Annotated in this window: 16 protein-coding genes; 5 read left to right on the forward strand and 11 right to left on the reverse strand. The window is 48.8% G+C overall.

What is annotated here, in order from left to right; translation table 11 throughout:
* Window positions 1-78: 78 nt before the first annotated feature.
* Window positions 79-2,196 (reverse strand): glycine--tRNA ligase subunit beta, encoded by a 2,118-nt coding sequence (glyS, locus tag QQ055_RS08705; RefSeq protein WP_286004565.1) that lies wholly within the window; start codon window positions 2,194-2,196, stop codon window positions 79-81.
* Between the two features lie 621 nt (window positions 2,197-2,817).
* On the opposite strand from glyS, the gene alaS reads away from it, so the two are divergent.
* Window positions 2,818-5,553: an alanine--tRNA ligase gene (gene alaS, locus QQ055_RS08710; RefSeq protein WP_286004566.1), complete on the forward strand. Its 2,736-nt coding sequence runs from the start codon at window positions 2,818-2,820 to the stop codon at window positions 5,551-5,553.
* 325 nt (window positions 5,554-5,878) lie between these two features.
* Here the strand turns inward: alaS and QQ055_RS08715 are convergent, their stop codons facing one another.
* The 3 genes from QQ055_RS08715 to QQ055_RS08725 all read right to left on the reverse strand — a co-directional run bounded on the left by QQ055_RS08715 (window position 5,879) and on the right by QQ055_RS08725 (window position 7,363).
* Window positions 5,879-6,097 (reverse strand): hypothetical protein, encoded by a 219-nt coding sequence (locus tag QQ055_RS08715; RefSeq protein WP_286004567.1) that lies wholly within the window; start codon window positions 6,095-6,097, stop codon window positions 5,879-5,881.
* Window positions 6,098-6,142: 45 nt separating this feature from the next.
* The gene (locus QQ055_RS08720; protein ID WP_069967114.1) at window positions 6,143-6,445 is read right to left on the reverse strand and encodes a hypothetical protein; all 303 of its coding nucleotides are present in this window, start codon (window positions 6,443-6,445) and stop codon (window positions 6,143-6,145) included.
* A 225-nt stretch (window positions 6,446-6,670) separates the two neighbouring features.
* Window positions 6,671-7,363, reverse strand: coding sequence for a response regulator transcription factor (locus QQ055_RS08725; RefSeq protein WP_286004568.1), 693 nt, complete (start codon window positions 7,361-7,363; stop codon window positions 6,671-6,673).
* 42 nt (window positions 7,364-7,405) lie between these two features.
* On the opposite strand from QQ055_RS08725, the gene QQ055_RS08730 reads away from it, so the two are divergent.
* Genes QQ055_RS08730 through QQ055_RS08740 form a run of 3 tightly spaced genes read left to right on the forward strand, consistent with a single transcriptional unit; the run spans window position 7,406 to window position 9,536 of the window.
* Entirely contained in the window at window positions 7,406-8,422 is a 1,017-nt protein-coding gene (locus QQ055_RS08730) for a sensor histidine kinase (protein ID WP_286004569.1), read from the forward strand.
* A complete protein-coding gene (locus QQ055_RS08735) occupies window positions 8,397-8,816 on the forward strand; it encodes a sensor histidine kinase (protein ID WP_286004570.1) in 420 nt (139 codons plus the stop codon). The genes QQ055_RS08730 and QQ055_RS08735 overlap by 26 nt, the downstream gene beginning before the upstream one ends.
* A 21-nt stretch (window positions 8,817-8,837) precedes the next feature.
* Window positions 8,838-9,536 carry a Crp/Fnr family transcriptional regulator gene (locus QQ055_RS08740; protein WP_283358055.1) on the forward strand — a complete coding sequence of 233 codons (699 nt, stop codon included), beginning with the start codon at window positions 8,838-8,840 and terminating at the stop codon, window positions 9,534-9,536.
* Here the strand turns inward: QQ055_RS08740 and QQ055_RS10835 are convergent.
* On the reverse strand, window positions 9,504-11,870 hold the full coding sequence (locus tag QQ055_RS10835; RefSeq protein ID WP_349775336.1) for a hybrid sensor histidine kinase/response regulator: 2,367 nt from the start codon (window positions 11,868-11,870) through the stop codon (window positions 9,504-9,506). The genes QQ055_RS08740 and QQ055_RS10835 overlap by 33 nt on opposite strands.
* Before the next feature lie 454 nt (window positions 11,871-12,324).
* Here QQ055_RS10835 and rsgA point away from each other — a divergent pair, with 454 nt between their 5' ends.
* Window positions 12,325-13,359: a ribosome small subunit-dependent GTPase A gene (gene rsgA, locus QQ055_RS08750; protein ID WP_286004571.1), complete on the forward strand. Its 1,035-nt coding sequence runs from the start codon at window positions 12,325-12,327 to the stop codon at window positions 13,357-13,359.
* 318 nt (window positions 13,360-13,677) lie between these two features.
* Here rsgA and QQ055_RS08755 read toward each other — a convergent pair whose 3' ends face one another.
* From QQ055_RS08755 to QQ055_RS08780, 6 genes are all read right to left on the reverse strand, one after another.
* Entirely contained in the window at window positions 13,678-14,028 is a 351-nt protein-coding gene (locus tag QQ055_RS08755) for a cupin domain-containing protein (RefSeq protein WP_286004572.1), read from the reverse strand.
* Between the two features lie 10 nt (window positions 14,029-14,038).
* Window positions 14,039-14,821: an SAM-dependent methyltransferase gene (locus tag QQ055_RS08760; RefSeq protein ID WP_286004573.1), complete on the reverse strand. Its 783-nt coding sequence runs from the start codon at window positions 14,819-14,821 to the stop codon at window positions 14,039-14,041.
* A gap of 66 nt (window positions 14,822-14,887) precedes the next feature.
* Window positions 14,888-16,639, reverse strand: a complete 1,752-nt coding sequence (locus tag QQ055_RS08765; protein ID WP_286004574.1) for an ABC transporter ATP-binding protein — start codon at window positions 16,637-16,639, stop codon at window positions 14,888-14,890.
* A 543-nt stretch (window positions 16,640-17,182) separates the two neighbouring features.
* Window positions 17,183-17,590, reverse strand: coding sequence for a TroA family protein (locus tag QQ055_RS08770; RefSeq protein ID WP_286004575.1), 408 nt, complete (start codon window positions 17,588-17,590; stop codon window positions 17,183-17,185).
* A 159-nt stretch (window positions 17,591-17,749) separates the two neighbouring features.
* Window positions 17,750-18,139: a DUF1636 family protein gene (locus QQ055_RS08775; protein WP_286004576.1), complete on the reverse strand. Its 390-nt coding sequence runs from the start codon at window positions 18,137-18,139 to the stop codon at window positions 17,750-17,752.
* Window positions 18,140-18,144: 5 nt separating this feature from the next.
* Complete coding sequence (locus QQ055_RS08780) at window positions 18,145-19,092, reverse strand: ABC transporter substrate-binding protein (protein ID WP_286004577.1); 948 nt, start codon at window positions 19,090-19,092, stop codon at window positions 18,145-18,147.
* Between the last annotated feature and the right edge of the window lie 3 nt (window positions 19,093-19,095).

Consider the following 19,095-nt stretch of genomic DNA (forward strand, 5'->3'; position numbering starts at 1 on the left):
TTTAGTGCGTGAGGCTGTCAGGTGACTTCTGAGCAATGTAGCAGAGTTGCTGGCGATCGCACTTCAAAAACCCCTGAGTCACTTGACAATTGCACCAAAATCTGATAGGACGCGAGCATGATTTCGTAATAAGCCGAGAATATTCAGGCGATTTTGCTGAATCTCTGGGTTTTTGTCCATCACGAGGACGCTATCTTCTCCATCGAAAAAGCGGCTAACGGTGGGGGCTATTTTAGCGAGGGAGTCTACTAACTGTTGGTAGTTGCGGGTGGCTTGGGCTTCTTGGGTTTTGGGAACTAGGTTAACGAGGGCGTCGTAGAAGGCTTGTTCGGAGGCTTTTTCAAAGCGTTGGGGGTTGACGACGGTTTGCGGATCGAGTTGTCGGGTATCGAGGGTTCCTTGCGCGGCGAGGCGGGTGGAACGGTTGACGGTTTCGTAGATTGTCCCTAGCTGACCATTATCGCGGATTTGTTGGAGGAATAATGCGCGATCGCGCACATCCAGCAAATCTTGTAAGGCGCGTTCGGTATACTCTGGGTCATTTTCTCCTAAAACGGCATTCACCAGATCGTAGTCAACCCCTTTTTCTTCTTGTAATTGCGTGCGGAGGCGTTGGATAAAGAAATCTTGCAGGGTCTTGACTAAATCGGCTTTTTGGGCAATTTCTTGCAGCAGGGATTGCAAGTTAATCGCTAAATTTGCCCCCCAGGTAATATTAATGATGGCATTGGCGGCCCGACGCAAGGCAAACGGATCGGACGATCCGGTGGGAATTAACCCTAAACTAAAGATACTCGCCAGGGTATCGAGACGGTCGGCGAGTCCAACAATTTGACCTGTAAGGGTTTGGGGAAGTTCATCATCTGCGCCACGGGGTAAGTAATGTTCAAAAATGGCGGTGGCTACGGCTTCCGACTCGTTGCTGGCTTTGGCGTATTTTTGTCCCATCACCCCTTGTAACTCTGGGAACTCGTACACCATTTGCGTCACCAAGTCAGCTTTACACAGCAAAGCGGCGCGTTCAACTGCGGTGGTTTGTTCGTCGCTGAGTTTTAACTGTTGGGAAATCAATTTCGCGTTGTGACACAAACGCTTGACTTTATCGCGAACGGAACCTAAGTCTTCTTGAAAGGTGACTTTTTCCAGTTGGGGTAAAAAGCTTTCTAGGGGTTTGGCTAAGTCGGCTTTGTAGAAAAACTGAGCATCGGCTAGTCTAGCGCGAATCACCCGACCGTTGCCTTCGGCGATAATCTCGGACTTCGCCGGGTCGCCGTTGGAAATGGTGATAAAGTAGGGCAACAGTTCGGAAGAATCTTGGCTTTTGAGGACGGGGAAATAGCGCTGGTGAGACTCCATCACCATGACATTGACTTCTGAGGGTAGCATCAAAAAGTCATCGTCAAATTTACCAACAACGGCGGTGGGCCATTCTGTCAGGTTAATCACTTCTTGGAGTAAGTCGGCATCAACGGATGCATATCCGCCTATCTTATTGGCAGACTCTTGAATTTGCTGTTCTATCTTGGCTTGGCGTTCGGCGGGGTTGACTTGCACAAAGGCAGATTGCAGCGTTTTGAGGTAGTCTGTGGCTTGGGGAATAGTGACAGGTTCGGGGTGTAAGATTCGATGACCGCGAGAAGTGCGATCGCTCTCAACAATATCCCCCCCATTATCCCAACGAATCGGCAATACTTCAGTATCGAGCAATGCCACTAACCAGCGAATGGGACGGGGAAAGCGCAACTCGCCATCTCCCCACCGCATAAACCGCTTTCCTTCTAAGCTAAAAATCCACTGGGGAACTAATTCTTGTAAAATATTCGCCGCTGACTGTCCTGCAATTTGTTTGCGAACAAAGACAAAATCTCCCTTATCTGTGGGACGGACTTCGAGTGTATCGAGTTCAACGCCTTGCTTTTTGGCGAACCCTTCCGCCGCTTTGGTGGGTTTCCCATCCTTAAACGCCGCCGCCGCTGGGGGACCTTTAATTTCTTCTTCCCTATCCGGTTGCTGAGAGGGTAAGCCTTTGAGAAGAATGGCTAAACGGCGCGGGGTACCGTAGACTTCTATCGCCTCTGGGGTGAGAAACTGTTCGGCTAACGCTTGGGGTAAGCGGGTTTGCCATTGTTGAATGGCACTCTTGACAAAATCGGCGGGAAGTTCTTCTGTACCAACTTCTAATAAAAAGGCAGGCATAGGGACAAACTATAGACACTCGTTACCATAGTTTACAGTTTGGGAGGGGTAAAAATATCAATATACTGACTTTGCGATCGCCTAAACCGCCTCAACCCCCTTTAAAACTCGATGGGCCTAACCAAAGATGGCTAGACCCAAGAGTATGCAAACGTTAGAGTTTTCAAATTAGATCGTTAGCAATTAAATCAGAGATCGTTAGAAATCGAAATTGCTTACTAGGGGTTTACAGGTTTCGCAGTTAACTCCATCGTTGGATCTCACATAGTCTTCGCTTTCCGGTTTAGGTTTGGCGCTTTCCTCAGTTTTGAGGGGCTTTCCACATTTTGCTAGCTATGCTTTCACTGCGTTGGGTGCTAGAGGGAAGACGCTGGATCTAGAACCCTGGTTTGGTTGGTTGCTTAACCTTTCGCGTCTATATTTATAAGTTACCACCTCGATCCCCAGGCGCAATCCCTGTTTAAACAAAGTTGATAGGTCTTTACTTAACTCAATTTTTTGCAGTTCGGCTTAAACAAGCCACCTCCCCTAGGGGGAATCCTGCCAGCGAGGGGCAACCAATGTAAAAATAGATTACGACCCACTCTCTATTTGCCGTTCCCATCCCGAATTCAGACGATCATGGCTTCAACTCCCCAACCCCTCAGCGGTAGCGAAATTCGCGAGACCTTTCTCAAATTCTACGAACAGCGCGGTCATAAAATTCTACCTAGCGCTTCCCTGGTACCGGAAGACCCCACGGTACTGCTAACCATTGCGGGAATGCTGCCATTTAAACCCATTTTCTTGGGACAGAAGAAAGCAGAAGTCCCTCGCGCCACCAGTTCCCAAAAGTGCATCCGTACCAATGATATTGAGAACGTTGGACGCACTGCCAGACATCACACCTTCTTTGAGATGCTGGGAAATTTCAGCTTTGGGGATTACTTTAAAGAGAATGCGATCGCCTACGCTTGGGAACTCTCTACCCAAATCTTTGGCTTACCCCCAGAAAGGCTAGTGGTGAGTGTTTTTCGAGAAGATGACGAAGCCTTTGCCATTTGGCGAGATCAAATTGGTATTCCCGCACACCGCATCCAACGGATGGGAGAAGACGATAACTTTTGGGTATCGGGAATTACCGGGCCTTGCGGGCCATGTTCCGAGATTTACTATGATTTTCACCCAGAACGGGGCGACGATAACATCGATTTAGAAGACGATACCCGGTTTATCGAGTTCTATAACCTGGTGTTCATGCAGTATAACCGGGATGCAGACGGCAACCTTACCCCCTTAGAAAAGCAAAATATTGATACGGGGATGGGGTTGGAACGGATGGCGCAAATTCTGCAAAAGGTGCCGAACAACTACGAAACGGACTTAATTTTCCCGATTATCAAAACCGCAGCAGAGATTGCCGGAATCGATTACGCTAAAGCAGACGAGAATACTAAAGTCTCTTTAAAGGTGATTGGCGATCACGTCCGCGCCGTGGTTCACTTAATTACCGATGGTGTCACCGCTTCTAACATGGGTCGGGGGTACATCCTGCGCCGATTAATCCGCCGAGTGGTGCGTCACGGGCGCTTGATTGGCATTGAAAACGAATTTACAACAAAAGTGGCGGAAACTGCGATCGCCCTTTCTGAAACCGCTTATCCCCAGGTGAGAGAACGCGAAAGCGCCATTAAAGGCGAACTCGAACGCGAGGAAGCCGCTTTCCGCAAAACCCTAGAACGGGGTGAGAAACTCTTACAAGAGATTATCGCTAAATCCCTAGGCCACCAAGTTTCTGCAACTCTTAATGATACGGGAGGGGGATTTTCAGGAACAGTTGTACAATTGCCAGAACCCAAAGTTTCTGAAACTCCCCCTTCTGAAAAGGATTCTCTATCAAGAAAGGTTATTACTGGGGAAGATGCTTTTACCCTCTACGATACCTACGGCTTCCCCTTGGAACTCACCCAAGAAATAGCTGAGGAACAGGGATTGACGGTGGATGTCGAAGGGTTTAATGTCGCAATGGATCGCCAGCGCGAACAATCTAAAGACGCGCATGAAACCATTGACTTAACGGCGAAAGCTTCTTTAGATGCCATTGGGAATACAGAATTCCTAGGTTACACGCAACTTTCGACCCAAGCCACCATAACCGCAATTTTAGCCAACGGTCAACAGGTGGAATCGGCGGAAGCGGGAACGGAAGTGAAGCTAATTTTAGACCGTACCCCATTCTATGCTGAGTCGGGGGGACAAATTGGCGATCGCGGTTATCTATCCGGCGATACTACCCTTGTTCGGATCGAAGATGTGCAAAAAGACGGCCACCTGTTTATCCATGTGGGTCGCATCGAACGCGGTAACTTAGAAGTGGGAATGCCTGTCATGGCGCAAATTGACCGCGCTTGTCGCCGTCGCGCCCAGGCTAATCATACCGCAACGCACCTGTTACAAGCGGCCCTGAGAAAGATTGTAGACTCAGGTATCTCTCAAGCGGGTTCGTTAGTCGATTTCGATCGTCTCCGCTTTGACTTTAATTTACCGCGTTCCCTAACGCCTGAAGAAATACAGCAAGTTGAGGAACAGGTGAATACTTGGATCTCGGAAGCACACGACGCTGAAGTTAATGTTATGCCGATCGCGGAGGCGAAAGCAAAAGGCGCGATCGCCATGTTCGGCGAAAAATACGGCGATGAAGTCCGCGTGGTAGACTATCCCGGCGTTTCAATGGAGTTGTGCGGCGGAACTCACGTTCACAATACGGCGGAAATTGGCGTATTTAAGATTATCTCGGAAACCGGGATCTCTTCTGGGGTGCGTCGTGTGGAAGCCGTAGCGGGTGCGGCCGTGCTAGATTATCTGAATGTGCGCGATAAGGTCGTGCGCGAATTGAGCGATCGCTTTAAGGTAAAACCAGAGGAACTCCCCCAACGGGTGACAAACCTGCAAGGCGAACTGAAAGCCACGCAAAAAGCCTTAGATGAGGTAAAACAGGAGTTAGCGATCGCCAAATCTGACCAACTACTAACCCAAGCTGAAAGTGTTGGCGAATTCAAGATCCTAATCGCACAATTAGACATTGACGCCGACTCTTTAAAAACCGCAGCCGAACGCCTCCAACAAAAACTCGGAAATAGCGCCGTTTTCCTCGGTTCTATCCCCGAACCCGATAAAGTTAGCTTAGTTGCAGCCTTTAGTCCCGAAGTGAATAAAAAAGGCTTACAAGCCGGTAAATTTATCGGACAAATTGCCAAACTCTGCGGCGGTGGCGGCGGCGGTAGACCCAACCTAGCACAAGCTGGCGGACGCGATCCTAGCAAGCTTCAAGAAGCCTTAGAAATCGCCAAAAAACAGCTAACTGAAGGCTTACAATAGTCTCTCAGGGTGGGCAAAGGTCCACCCTTAATTGTCTAATGTTTTTGCTGCCATTTCAGTTAAAACCGTGGTTAACTGACAAATCTTTTTCGTAGGTTGGGTTGAGGTACGAAACCCAACACAAACTAATGTTTTTGTTGCCATTTCAGTTAAAACCGTGGTTGACTGACAAATCTTTTACGTAGTTGCGTAGTAGGTTGGGTTGAGGTACGAAACCCAACACAAACCTGGCTGCTGTTGGGTTACGCTAACGCTAACCCAACCTACGGCTTCGGGTTTTATTTCAGTATTTTATAGGAATTATGGAAGCGGTTAAACCCCATTCTTAAAGATGTTTCAAATGATGAGAAGAAACACCGACAAGACGGTTTCCTGCTTTATCTTCGCAGACTGTCATACCGCTACGATCGATTGCTAGAATTCGCAACTCTTGATTGCCATAATCTTGCTGAATTCGCAAATCTGAACCGACATATTGAACGCAGTCTCCTTGCAAAAACTCCCCAAACGGGAGACCCTGAACTAGGGGACACAAATGTAACATAATAGTTTCATGTCCTTGTAGATCGCCTTATCCAACCCTCTAAGATTAACTGAGTTGATGAGTAGCCGTATCAATGTACTGAGCCACTGAATTTTCTAAGGCGTTTTGCTCATCGGGATAAAGTTGTAGAAGCTTCAGCTTTCCTCGAATAAAGTTTCTTAAGGACAAACGCACGCTTTCTAAGTCTGCGCGTAACTGTCCGGCCCGAAAAGCCCGATCGATTGTTGGATAAGATTGAGTATCAGTGACACTTGTACGTTTTTCTGACATCCAACATTGAAAGATATAACCATCGGGTTGTTGGGTAACTTGAATGACCCATCCGTGATAGAACTCTTCAACGATCATAGCGATTGTGTTTATAACATTTCTGCAATATAGATGTAGCCAGAGCGCTTAGAACAAGCTGAACGGGACTCAAAAATTAACCTGACTGATTTTTGACTCAGCACTTTGCTTGCATCTGTCTAGAGAATGAATTGCGCTCTTCTCTAGACCCACAATACTGTAGCGTTATGCATCTCTTGTGCAGAAAATATGCAGAAATGGTGCAGATACAGTGCAAACTTCCGGTCACTTTAACCGATATCCTAACCCATGTACCGTTTGAATGAAATCATCGGGTGCGCCTTGAGCTTTAAGCTTTTGTCGCAGTCCCCGGATATGAGAATTCACGGTTTCTGCGACGGGTGACTCATCTGCTGACCATAATTGTTCAATAATGCCCGATCGGCTTAAAATGCGCCTACCACTTGCAACCAGTAACTCTAGCAGCGCGTACTCTTTGGGGGTGAGGGCGAGGAGTTGGTCTGCGTAAGTTGCCTCATGGGTGCTAGGATTCAACTGGAGACAGCCCCAATGCAGCGTCAACTCAGTGGTTGAAAGTCCCCGTCTCAGCAAGGCGCGAACGCGGGCCATTAACTCTTCAAGATCGAAGGGTTTGGTGACATAATCATCGGCACCTGCATCTAGACCCACAATTTTATCAGCAACGGTATCCCGCGCAGTCAGCATCAGGACGGGAACTGCACCTTTGAGGTGTTGGTGTTTTTTCGTTTCTGCCATTCGCAACTGCTGACAAAATTGAATCCCGTTCATCTTAGGGAGGGTGACATCCAGAATAATTAGATCGTAGGCACTCATTTCAGTTAGGTTCCAAGCCGTGAGTCCATCCCGCGCCACATCTACGACATACTGGCGGCGAGTGAGAACTTCTGTTAAGACCTCTGATAATTGCACATCGTCTTCAGCAATCAAAATCCGCATAGACTATGCCACGATTAAAAAGTGGGTTTATTTCTAGTGTTCATGAAATGGCTGCTTGAGGAGAAGGCGATCGCCTGTAGTTTGGCAGCAATCTTATTGCTGTTAGGGTTGGTCAACCTGGTGTCTTCTAAAAATACAACAGAGTTGGTAGAAAACGCCAACCAGGTTCAATCGACCTACAATGTCTTGGGAACGCTAACCGATTTTTACGCTGCTATGAGCGTAGCAGAGTCGGGAAGGCGCGGCTATATTTTTTCGGGCCGGGAGGAGGAATTAAGCCGCCATCAGACAGCAGTAGAAGAGATGCAAGTGGAGTTAAGCGAACTCCAGCAATATGCGGTTCTCAACGGGGTTCAACAGCAACGCCTCCAGCAGTTGGAGCAATTAACCCGACAGCGGATGGTACTCTTTGAGCAGTCTATTGAACTATATCAGCGCGATCGCTCTTTAGAAGCTATGCAAACTCAGCACGCAATCACCGATCGCAGCGTGCAGATCCGGGAACAGATCCAAAGCTTATTAACTGAAATTAAAAATACCGAAAATCAACAACTGCAAGATTCTTTAAAACAAGCCCGACGAAATATACAATATCGCTCTACCATTGAACGGGCAGGAATCCTTTTAATTGTGGTGGTGGCTTGCGGTGTCGTGTGGGTCTTTTATTGGGGACAACGACGAAGACAACAATTTCAAGAATTGGAAAAAACCTTGGCTCAGGAACAGGAACTTAGCAATCTTAAATTGCGTTTGTTTTCCATGATTTCTCATGAGTTTCGCACGCCGTTGAGCGTCATTTTAGTTTCTTCTCAACTGTTAACTGAGATTTTAGAGTTTAAGATTGAACCGAGTCAGTTAAAGAATTTATATCGGATTCAAAATTCAGCAAAACTGATGAATCGGTTAATTACTGATTTGCTCACCCTGACGAGAGCAGAAGCAGGAAAGCTGGAACATCAACCCGAATGGCTAGATATTGAAGAGTTTTGTCTGAATTTACTAGATGATTTTCAATCTTCTCATGCGGTACAGCATGACCTTCAATACCAGTCAAGGTGAATTTGGGCGAGTTTACCTGGATGAAAAATTATTGTATTCCATTATGAGTAACTTATTACTTAATGCGATTAAATATTCTCCGTCAGGAACCCAAGTAACATTAAAGCTTGAGGGCGATTCAGAACAAATTGTCTTTGAAGTAGAAGACCAAGGGGTGGGGATTTCAGAAGACGAACAAGCGAATATTTTCAACCCCTTTTATCGCGGACAAAATGTTGAGGGAATTTCAGGCAGCGGTTTGGGATTGGCTGTGGTTAGCAAATGCGTGGAAATTCAAAAGGGAAGGATTGAAGTTAACAGTCATGTGGGAGAAGGGACAAGGTTTAGAGTGTATATTCCTCGGACTGATAAAAATGCAATTCCCGCAGGCATTCCTAGGGGAATTATCGATTGATTTTCTCAGCAGATTCTAGCCATGAAAGCGACTCTCGATCAACTTGCTTCAATCTCCATCTTTACTCAACTCCAGCCCGAACAACTAACCCGCTTGCAGCCTCATAGCGTGGTGCAAACCTATCAAACGGGTGAAATTATCTCCCATGAGGGCGATCGCCTCTCTCCCCGCCTCTATGCCCTAATTGCAGGATTGTTGCGAGTCAGCAAAACCGCCAGCAACGGTAAAGAGACGATTCTGCGAACCCTCGCCAATGGCGATATCTTCGCCGCCCCCGCCCTATTTGGCAACGCGATCGCCCCCGCAACGGTGATTGCAGAGAGCGAAGTGCAAGTGCTAATGGTCGATCGCGTTGCCTTACTTGCGGCGATCCAAGAAAATCCTGAAATCGCCTTGCAGATGATGGCCGTATTTAACCAGCGACTCCAGCAACTCCACGAAATGGTGCATGGGTTAGTTTCCGAAAGGGCGATCGTCCGGTTAGCCCGCTTGATTCAATATGCCGCCGGAGTTCCCGGAATGCAGGTTTCTCAGCAGGGAATTTGTCTGCGCCAGCCCCTTTCCTATTATGAGATTGCCCGCAGTATCGGCATTACCTACGAGGAATGCGTGCGCCTGTTTAAGCAACTCAAGCCGATCGTTTCCTATCGTCGCGGGGGGAAAATTACGATTTTGGATTGGGAAGGCTTAGAGGCGATCGCGCGCGGGAGCGGAAACTAAATCTAGAATAACGCTGACCAGCAGATCGGGTTCTATCGGCTTCGCCAGATGACGATCGAAGCCCGCCCGCAGCGCTTGCTCCTGGTTCGTCTCCCCCGCATAGGCTGTCAGCGCGATCGCCTTCAGTTGCGCGTTAGGGGCAGAACCCCGCGCCCGAATCGCCTGTATCAATTGATAGCCATTCATCCCTGGCATCCCAATATCGCTAATTAACACATCAAACGAGGCTTGCGCGATCGCTGCCAACGCCTCGCGAGCCGAACCCACCCCCGTCACAATTGCCTGATTCTGCGCTAAAGTAAAGCTCAAAAAATCTCGCGTATCCGCATCATCATCCACCAGCAAAACGCGCAAGTCTTTGAGAAGCAAAGATTCGCCATTGCGATCGCCTCCTTCCCCTGCATTCGTCCTTTCCCGCACCCCTTCTACCTGCAATAGAGGCAAACTTACCGTAAACGTTGCCCCTTGCCCCTCTCCCAAACTCTCGGCTTGCACCGTTCCCCCATGCAGTTCCACCAAATGCCGCACAATGGCTAACCCCAACCCCAAACCCCCAAATTGGCGCGTCGTCGTACTATCTTGCTGGCGGAAATACTCAAAAACATAGGGCATAAAATCGGGGTGAATGCCCTTACCCGTATCGCAAACCCGAATTTGAGCGATCGCATCAACGCGCCCCAACCGCACCTCCACCTGTCCCCCAGGGGGTGTAAACTTCACCGCATTGCTGAGTAAATTCCAGATCGCTTGCTGGAGACGCGCCGCATCCCCTAGCACCTGTACTGCAACCGGAGGGAACTGCGCTTGCACCTTGATAGACTTGGCTTCTGCTGCCAATTCTACCGTTGCGATCGCCGCTTCAATCGTCGAGGCTAAATTCACCGGAGCCATATTCAGCGCCAGCTTCCCCTTCAAAATCCGGGAAACATCCAACAAATCCTCAATCAGTTGGGTTTGCAACTTCGCATTACGCTCAATCGTTTCTAACGCCGTCGCAGTCATGGTCGCATCTAACTTGCCTCTACGGAGCAATTGAGACCACCCTAGAATCGGATTGAGAGGCGTTCGCAACTCGTGGGATAACACCGTTAAAAACTCATCTTTAATGCGGTTAGCCGCCTCCGCTTCTTCCCTAGCCGCTTCTGCCCGTCGCAAGTTTTCCGCCCGTTCCCGTTCCCGCTGCGACAGCAGATTCGCGGCAAATTCGAGAGACTGACCGAGAAAGACCACCTCTCGGATCGATAGCGAACTCACTTGAGGATGTTCCCCCTTCGCTAGGGCTGCCGCCGCGTCGGCTGCTAAGGTAATGCTGCGCGAAATTTGCCGCGAGAGGATAAAAGCGCCGATACCGCTGACTAAAAGCAGGGCAAAACCCGAACCCACAGCTAGCCCCATTGCTTGCCGGGTGGGGCTTTGAATGACATCCACGGGAACTGTAACGGCTGCTGTCCAAGGGGAGTTGCCAATCTGACTGAAGGCAATATAGACGCTGATGTTGTCTAAGGTTGTATCTCGGTAAATGCTCTCCTTGGATTGGGTAATGCGCTGGAGAAAGGAAGGCGTACCGCGTTGACCGACAAAGCGTTCGGGTTCGCGGGTGCGGGCAACGACAACCCCTAAGCCGTCTACGATGGTGCGCGTCCACTCGCCCTCAATGCTGGTTTGGGCTTGTACTACTTGGGCGATCGCCGCCTGATTGAGGATGGCGGTGAGGATATACTGAAGCTGACCCTCTCGGATCACCGGAATGCGGACGGGAACGCCGGATAAGTTGCGCTTGAGGATAGAGGGCGAAAAATTCCCAATTGCAGGCTGATTGGTTGTTACCACCTGTTGCAAGCTATCTCGTTCTGAGGCTTGGGGCAAAGGTTGACCGAAGGGTTGTAGCGTGTTGACGAGTTGTTGACCGTCTGGGGAGAGGAGAATGATTGTCACCCAAGAGGCTTGCGTCTGGACGACTTGCGTGGCTTCCTGATGAAAGGCTTGCAGATCGTTTGAGGTGAGGGATTCTAAGGCGGTTAGGGCCTGAAGCGTCCGAGTGGTGCTGGACAGTTCTCGGTCTACGGCGGTGGCGAGGTTGCGGGCCGCGAGAAGGATGCGTCGTTCTGAAGCCGCTTGCTCTTGGCGCGAGAGTTGATAAACAACTGTAACGGCGAATAACATTACGGGCACTAAGGTTCCGGCAACCAGTAACACTAAATACCACCTTAAGGACAGCATCCGGCTATTGGTATGGGGGGGGTGAGAATACTCATTTATGGAGGTCGGTTGTTGGCTAGCAAGCCTCAACCCTTTCGTCTGAATTGACTCGATTTTCCGCCATAGATTATTCATAGGCTGCGCTGCGGCGAATGTTGGGGAAAAAGATTACTCTGGCTTTGCCTAAAAGGACGTTCACTATTGCTCCCCACGAAGATTCGCGCGACAACTCTAATGAATACATCTACCTAGTCCAATGGGTTTTCTTTCCCTTAGTCCAGATTATGATAACAATTTGACCGGGCAATGATGCGATTTTCGCTCCTCGCAGTTTCCCTCATGTCTCTAAAGATTAAGATTATGGATTAAATCGTCATCTATCGATGAATTGTAGTATAATACTACATTAAGTGCGATCGCCCTAACAGGAGCAAACAATATGAAAGAGCTTGTCACCCTTAAGACCGTTACTCATATCCCTTCATAATTCCGCAACCTCCAATGTTTTTCGATTTATTCAATTCTGAGATCGAGAACGTTCCTCTGCGAGCGTTGCGGCACGCAATCGCAAGCATTGAGGTAACTAAAAGTGAACTTAGAATCTTTAGGCTGGAATCATTTTTTCGCAGATAACTTTAGCTCGTACCAAGAACAAGGCTACACCGTTGGTCGAGTCATTCAACAGCAGAAAAATCGCTATATCATCTCCAGCCAATCGGGAGAAATACCCGCCGAAATTAGCGGCAGAATGCATTACCAAAACTCCTTTCCAGCCGTAGGAGATTGGGTTGTTATTGGCGAGAAGCAAGCGAAAATCTACGATATTTTGCCCAGAAAGAGTAAGCTATCCCGCAAAATCGCCGGAACTCAAACGGACGAGCAAATTATTGCTACCAACATCGACACCATCTTTCTCGTTTCTGGCTTAGATCGAGATTTTAACCTCAGAAGAATTGAGCGCTATTTGGTCTTAATTTGGGAAAGCGGCGCAACGCCTGTCATCATCTTAAATAAAGCCGATTTATGCCCCAATTTAGAACAACATCAAGCAGAACTAGAAACAATTGCTTTAGGCGTCCCCATCATTTGCATTAGCGCCTTGAACAAACAAGGACTTGAAGCCTTATTGCCTTATCTAGAATTCGGGAAAACAGTCGCTTTAATCGGTTCTTCTGGCGTGGGCAAATCGACGATTACCAATCAACTCGCCCAGCAAGAAATGCAAGCCGTCAATTCCCTCCGCAAAGATGCGCGGGGGAGACACACAACCACCCATCGGGAATTAATTGTTCTTCCCTCTGGGGGTTTATTAATTGATACTCCCGGAATGCGAGAAATCCAGTTTTGGCAGGGTGAAGAAGGATTGCAAGAAACCTTTTCTGATATTGACAAACTCGCTCATTTGTGTCGTTTTCGCGATTGCCAACACGATACAGAACCAGGCTGTGCCGTCCAACAAGCCCTCTTAGAAGGAACTCTGAGCCAACAACGCTTTGCCAGTTACCAAAAGCTGCAACAAGAGTTAGACTATGCCGATCAACGACAAAACAAAAAAGCCGCTTTAGTAGAAAAAGAAAAATGGAAAAAAATCCATAAAGCCCTGCGAAAAAATCCCAAGGGTTAGCTATATTGACGCACTCCCCAATTCTTGGGAATCTACAGGAAACAAAGGTTTTCTAGTATTGTTCTACTAGGTTTCGATCCCCCCTAACCCCCCTTACAAAAGGGGGGAACCGGAGTCAAAGTCCCTCGCCAAATGGGGGATTTAAAAAGATTTCCTGGTTGACTAACAATCAAGATAATCGTGTAGGTTGGGTTGAGGTACGAAACCCAACACAACCCTGGCTGCTGTTAGGTTACTAAATTCCCGAACTGCGCCCTGAAAAAGAGGGGAGTTTCATTTCCTCCCCCCATCCTCCCATCCCCCCATTTCCCCATCCTCCTAGCCCTCAGACAAGGTGAGGAGAAAGGCTAAATTCGCCTCTGCTTTCAGGGCGTGGGGGGCATTAGCGGGCATAAAGATAAATACGCCAGGTTCTAAGGGTATCTCTTTTCCTTCTAGAGTTAGGGTTCCTTGTCCTTCAAGGACATAGACAACAGCATTCCGCGTTGAGGTGTGTTCGGTAATATCTGTACCCGCCGCTAGACAAAAGAGCGTGTATTGACAACCGGGAACTTTGAGCAAGACTTTGCTGAGTACGCCTGTTTCTGCATACTCAATTTTGTCTTGGAGTTGAGCAACGAGGGATTCTCCTGGGGAGAGGCTTTGCGATCGCACTGTTGGGGTATTCATAACTTTTCTCCTAAATTGACTTCCGTTCAGCAGATAAAATCAGGTAGCCTAGTTCCCGTTCGTATTGCTTAAAGACGCGCCGGATCGCGAAGAGGCGATCGCGCAAACCGGGTTGAGTCAGTACGTTCCAGAAAAACTGACTCGCATCTACCCATCCTTCATCCTGGATAATGCGAGTGGGGTTCAGCAGTTCCATCGCCCCCGTTTGGCGTTGTACCACCTCAAACCCGGCAGTTTGGCACAACTCAATCCACTCTTGTTCCGATAGGGGAGTAGAATTGACGCGCAGGGCTGCGGCTAAGGCTTGGTGAATTTCGGTTTGACTCGCACGCGCCAGCAACTCATGGGAAAGAAACCGTCCTCCCGGCTTGAGGCGATCGCAAATCCCTTGTAAAACCTTCGCTTTCCCTAGAGGGGATTGCATTGTTAGAATCGCTTCAGCTAGCACGCAATCAAATTGTTCGGGAATGCGTTCTAAATGAAAAATATCCCCCTCAATGACTTCAACGCGATCGCTTAAACCCGCAGCTTGAATATTGACACGGGCGCGGGCGACACTTTCGGGATTTTTTTCAACGCCCACCACCCGAACGCCGTATTGTTGAGCCAGAGCGATCGCGCTATAACCAAAACTGGCAGCCAGTTCTAAAACAGTTTCCTCCGGCTGAAATTGCGCCCACTGGCACAGTTGAAGCGTTGCAGCCTTACCACCCGGACGCAAAATTTTCTTACCCGCCGCCGCCATCACTTGATGAGCGCTAGCGGTTTGGAAGTTCAGGGTTGATGGAGTCATGGTTGGTTTCCCAGTAGCCGATAGTTCTACTGTGCCAAACCTATCCTCAGAAGAATATGAGCTACCTCAAGGATGCTCAATAGTTTGAGCATTGAGCAATTGGGCAAACTGAGATTGGCTTTGAGAGAGTAAGGTTTGGCGATCGCCATATTCCACAACCTTGCCTTGCTCTAAAATTAGGATGCGATCGGCTCGTTTCAAGGTCTGCAAGCGATGGGCAATAATAATCCCCGTCCGGTTGCTCAACAGTCGATCGATAGCCCGTTCTAAAAGAGCTTCCGTTTGGGGGTCAAGGCGAGACGAGGCTTCATCTAAAATCACTAAACTGGGGTTTTTGAGAAAAACGCGCACTAAAGCCAGTAACTGGGCTTGTCCGGCGGAAAGTCCGCTACTCTCGGCACCCAGTTGCGTATTGAGTCCGTTGGGAAGCGACTTTAACCAGGGACTTAACAACAGCGTTTCCATTGCTTCCAGAATCACAGTATCGCTAATGTGCGGATCGAAAAAGGTGAGATTATCTCGGACGCTGGCTTGAAATAACTGCACATCTTGGGTGACTAAGCCGACGCGCTGGCGGAGTTGAGACAGACAAGTTTTGGCGATCGCGCCCTCTCCTAACCGAATTTCACCCGATTGAATATCGTAAAATCGCAATAGCAAACGGGCGATCGTACTTTTACCGCTTCCCGTTCTCCCCAGAATGCCTAAGACTTGACCGGGGGGAAGTGAAAACGAGACATTATGTAGCGTCCACTCGTCTGGGTTTTGACCCTGATAGCGAAAGTACACGTTTTCAAAGGTGACTGCACAAGCTGTTGAGGGTAGCGGTACGCCCACTGATTGCTTTAAACGAGGCTGGATACTCAATAACTCGCGGATGCGATAGATGCTGGCTTCTACCTGTTGCAGTTGTTCGAGTTCTTCGCGAATGCGTTCGATGGGTTGCGAGAGCAGATTGGTGTAGTGAAAAATGAGGTAAGCGGTGCCAATCGTAATCGCGTTTTGCTGCCACAAATAGGCAGAAAGAGTGAGGGCGATCGCATTTCCCAGGGTAAATAAGCCCACGCTGCTAAACCACAGTACCGTACTGGCAAACCGGGCCTGGTGATAAACCGGAAGCCAGTGTTGCAACAAGGCATAAAAGCGATACATGACATAGGGAACTGCACCGTTAGCACAGATATCTTCGCGTCCAGCAATTTGTTCGCCTAAAGTGCCATAAAATTCGGCGCTAATTTGACGATATTCAGCCCAAGGCGCGATCGCACCAGAACGCAACCCCAATAACACCGACAGCGCCACCCCGGCGAATAGGGTGAGACTCATCCCCGCAAAGGGGTTCTCAAACCACAAAACCACTAGAATGCCGATTAAGAGAATACCGTTACCGAAGACATGAATCACTAACTGCGAGAAAAATCGCGACAAAGCATTGACATCGCCATCCACCCGCTCTAGCAATTCTCCTGGCGTGTGAGCCTTATGGAACGATAAATCGAGTTGGAGACAATGGGCAACCAAGTCAGATCGCAGCGCATTTGTAGCAGTCCAAGCAACCGTTTCGCCCCAATAGGTGGCGCTGAGTGAGAAGACTTGCGTTAGAAGCGCGATCGCGCTAAACGCCAGTGCAGCCCAAGGGAGCGATTGCGCTTCGCCTCCGGTAAAGATCGTATCGATAAAATAACTGAGAATTTGCGGATTGATAATTTGCAGCGCAATGCTAGTCAAAAGCGCGATCGTTAAGCCCACAACTGCGCCCCATTGTGGCTTGAGATAATTGGCTAAAAGCGCTCCATATTGCTGAAGGGGAATTTGCATAAAAAATCCGCGTTAACATCGATCGAGGGAAACTCATTGACGATCGAGCGATCCCCCTCACCCCCGATCCGCAAGCCTTCTAAGACTGTCGCCTCCCCCCTGTACAGCCTTTGACGAAGGGAATTTAGCGGGATCGAGCCGTATCTCATTCAATCAAAAAACGCCATAACAGCAATCTTGCCCTGGTAAAGAGCGATGCGTCCGGGCGGGGAATTGAATGACATTGTTGAAAATTTGGGTTCTGTAAGCCACTGAGTAGCCCAGAAGGGGGTTTGAGGGGAGGGGGCAATTCTTGGGGGAATCGCCCGATCGAACTCCTGAACCCTTGCTTCTGTTATGAATTGAATCGAGCTATACCCAACCTCAAACAGAAGATGGGTCAGTAAACTGGGGCTAAAGAAGCAAGGAATCGGCATAACCCGAACGTTCAGAATATCGTAAATTCCAACTCTGACGTAAACCTTTTTTGGCTCCTAGCCGGAGTTTTTTGACTCCTAAACGGAATTTTTGGGTTTTGGCTCTACCCAGCGATCGCACAAGTCATCAAGGGTGGCTTTGGCGGTAATTGTTTCCCACCCAATCCAATCGTCGGGAACGAGGTAGACGCGCTGCATTTGCATCGCTTTGAGTTGTTGCCACAGGGGATTGTGCGGCTTGACTGGCTTGTGAGGTATCTTCCCCAGTCCAAACAAATAGGACATCGCCATCGGCTTGTTCTAAGCGTTTCAAACTAATCGAGACTTGAATGGGGTTGCCAAACTGTTGTTGAGCTTCAGAAGCAGGAATGTTTTGAACCTCCGGTCGTGCCAGTCCCGCATCTTGTAAAATAACCCCCACAAACGAATCGTGTAGATAGAGGTTGATGCTGTCGGGATAGATTCGCACAACCGACACTTGCGGTGGAAAAGGCAACCCTTGGGAGGAACTGGCAGCTTCGATCGCCTCATGCAATGCTGAAGCGCGATCGCCATGCCGCTTTAAACTCCTATTGAAAAAGATTCTTGATTATTCATACCGCGTCTGCCGAATAGATGCAAGAAAACGGGTATTGAGGGGAGTCAAGGAACGGTTGAGGCGATGCGCGTCGCTCAGTTGAAAACGGGTACTAAACTAATCTTGAGAAGTGAGTGCGGATAGCGGTGGAACTTTAGCCTTATCGACTGCTTGTAATGCTTCAGGGATCTGTTTCCAGGGAATATCCCCCGCCTTACTCTTCAGGTAGAGTTCCCCAAACTCCAGCAAGGCGGCCGCTTGCGAAAGGGGGACTTGCGTTAAAACATAGGTAGCTTTATCCGTTGCCGAAAAGGAAACCGAACAAGGGCGATCGCAAGTCCATAAACACCCAACCGACCGAATTTCTAAATCATTTTTATGCACCCAATCTTGATGTAATTTAGTCAATTCTTGGTAAAGAGTTGCCCCTTCAGACTGTTCGTAATTCACCTCTTTAGAGTGAACGGCATTGCAATATTTGCACACTGACATAACGTGTTTTGCCATCGTTTTTAGGGTTGCTCCACAACATATTTCCAAAGATCGTCAACTACCCGATTCGCCGCGATTAGTCCGCAGCAGCCCCAATAGGCGGGCACTTCGTAGACGCGATCGCGCTGAACGACATCCAATCGCGACCAAAGCGGATCGGTTTTCATCTGTTGTAAGCGTTGCTCAGAAGAAGGATCGACATCGTTAAATACAAATAATACGTCAGCATCAACCTCAGCAATCTGCTCTTTACTGATATTAATTTGAATATGCCGCCAAATCCCATTTTCCTGATGAATGTCAATATGTTGTTGATTAGCAGGGCGAGAAAGTCCGGCTTCTTCTAAGATGTAACCGGGAAACGAACCCCGTTGCATCAACCCCACTCCCTGTTGATGAATCCGAATTAAAGAAACCGTTGGGGGACTCGTCATGTTTGCTCTCAATGCAGCCAAGCGCCGATCGTAGTCTGCTAGAACCTGAGTCGCCTTTTCCGGTTGACCAATAGTCTGACCGATGAACTGCACAATTTCTCGCACCTCTCGCCCATGATTGAAGTCATAAACCACCGTCGGCGCAATTTGCGATAAGCGATCGTAAAGGGGTTGGTGATACCAGGAAAACGCCAGAATTAGATCCGGCTTGAGCATTACAATCCTTTCCAGGGAAGGCTCTTGCGGTCGGCCCAACAACGGGATATCCACCAGGCGATCGTCAAGATAGGATGAAAAGGGATTGGCTGCCCCCACCGGCTGAACCCCCAAGGCGAGCAGCGCATCCAGTCCAAATCCATCCAGGGTGACGATCCGCTGAGGGTTCAGCGGAACGCAAGTTTCACCCATAACATGCTGCACCACCTGGCAAGAATTGGGGGGTAAGGCCGTTTCCTGCACCGCCGGACGCTGACAGGCAGCGATCGCCAAAAGGGTGCAAACTAGACACAGGCAAAACTTAATCCAGCGCCGCATATT

It is taken from the genome of Geitlerinema calcuttense NRMC-F 0142 (assembly GCF_030285425.1).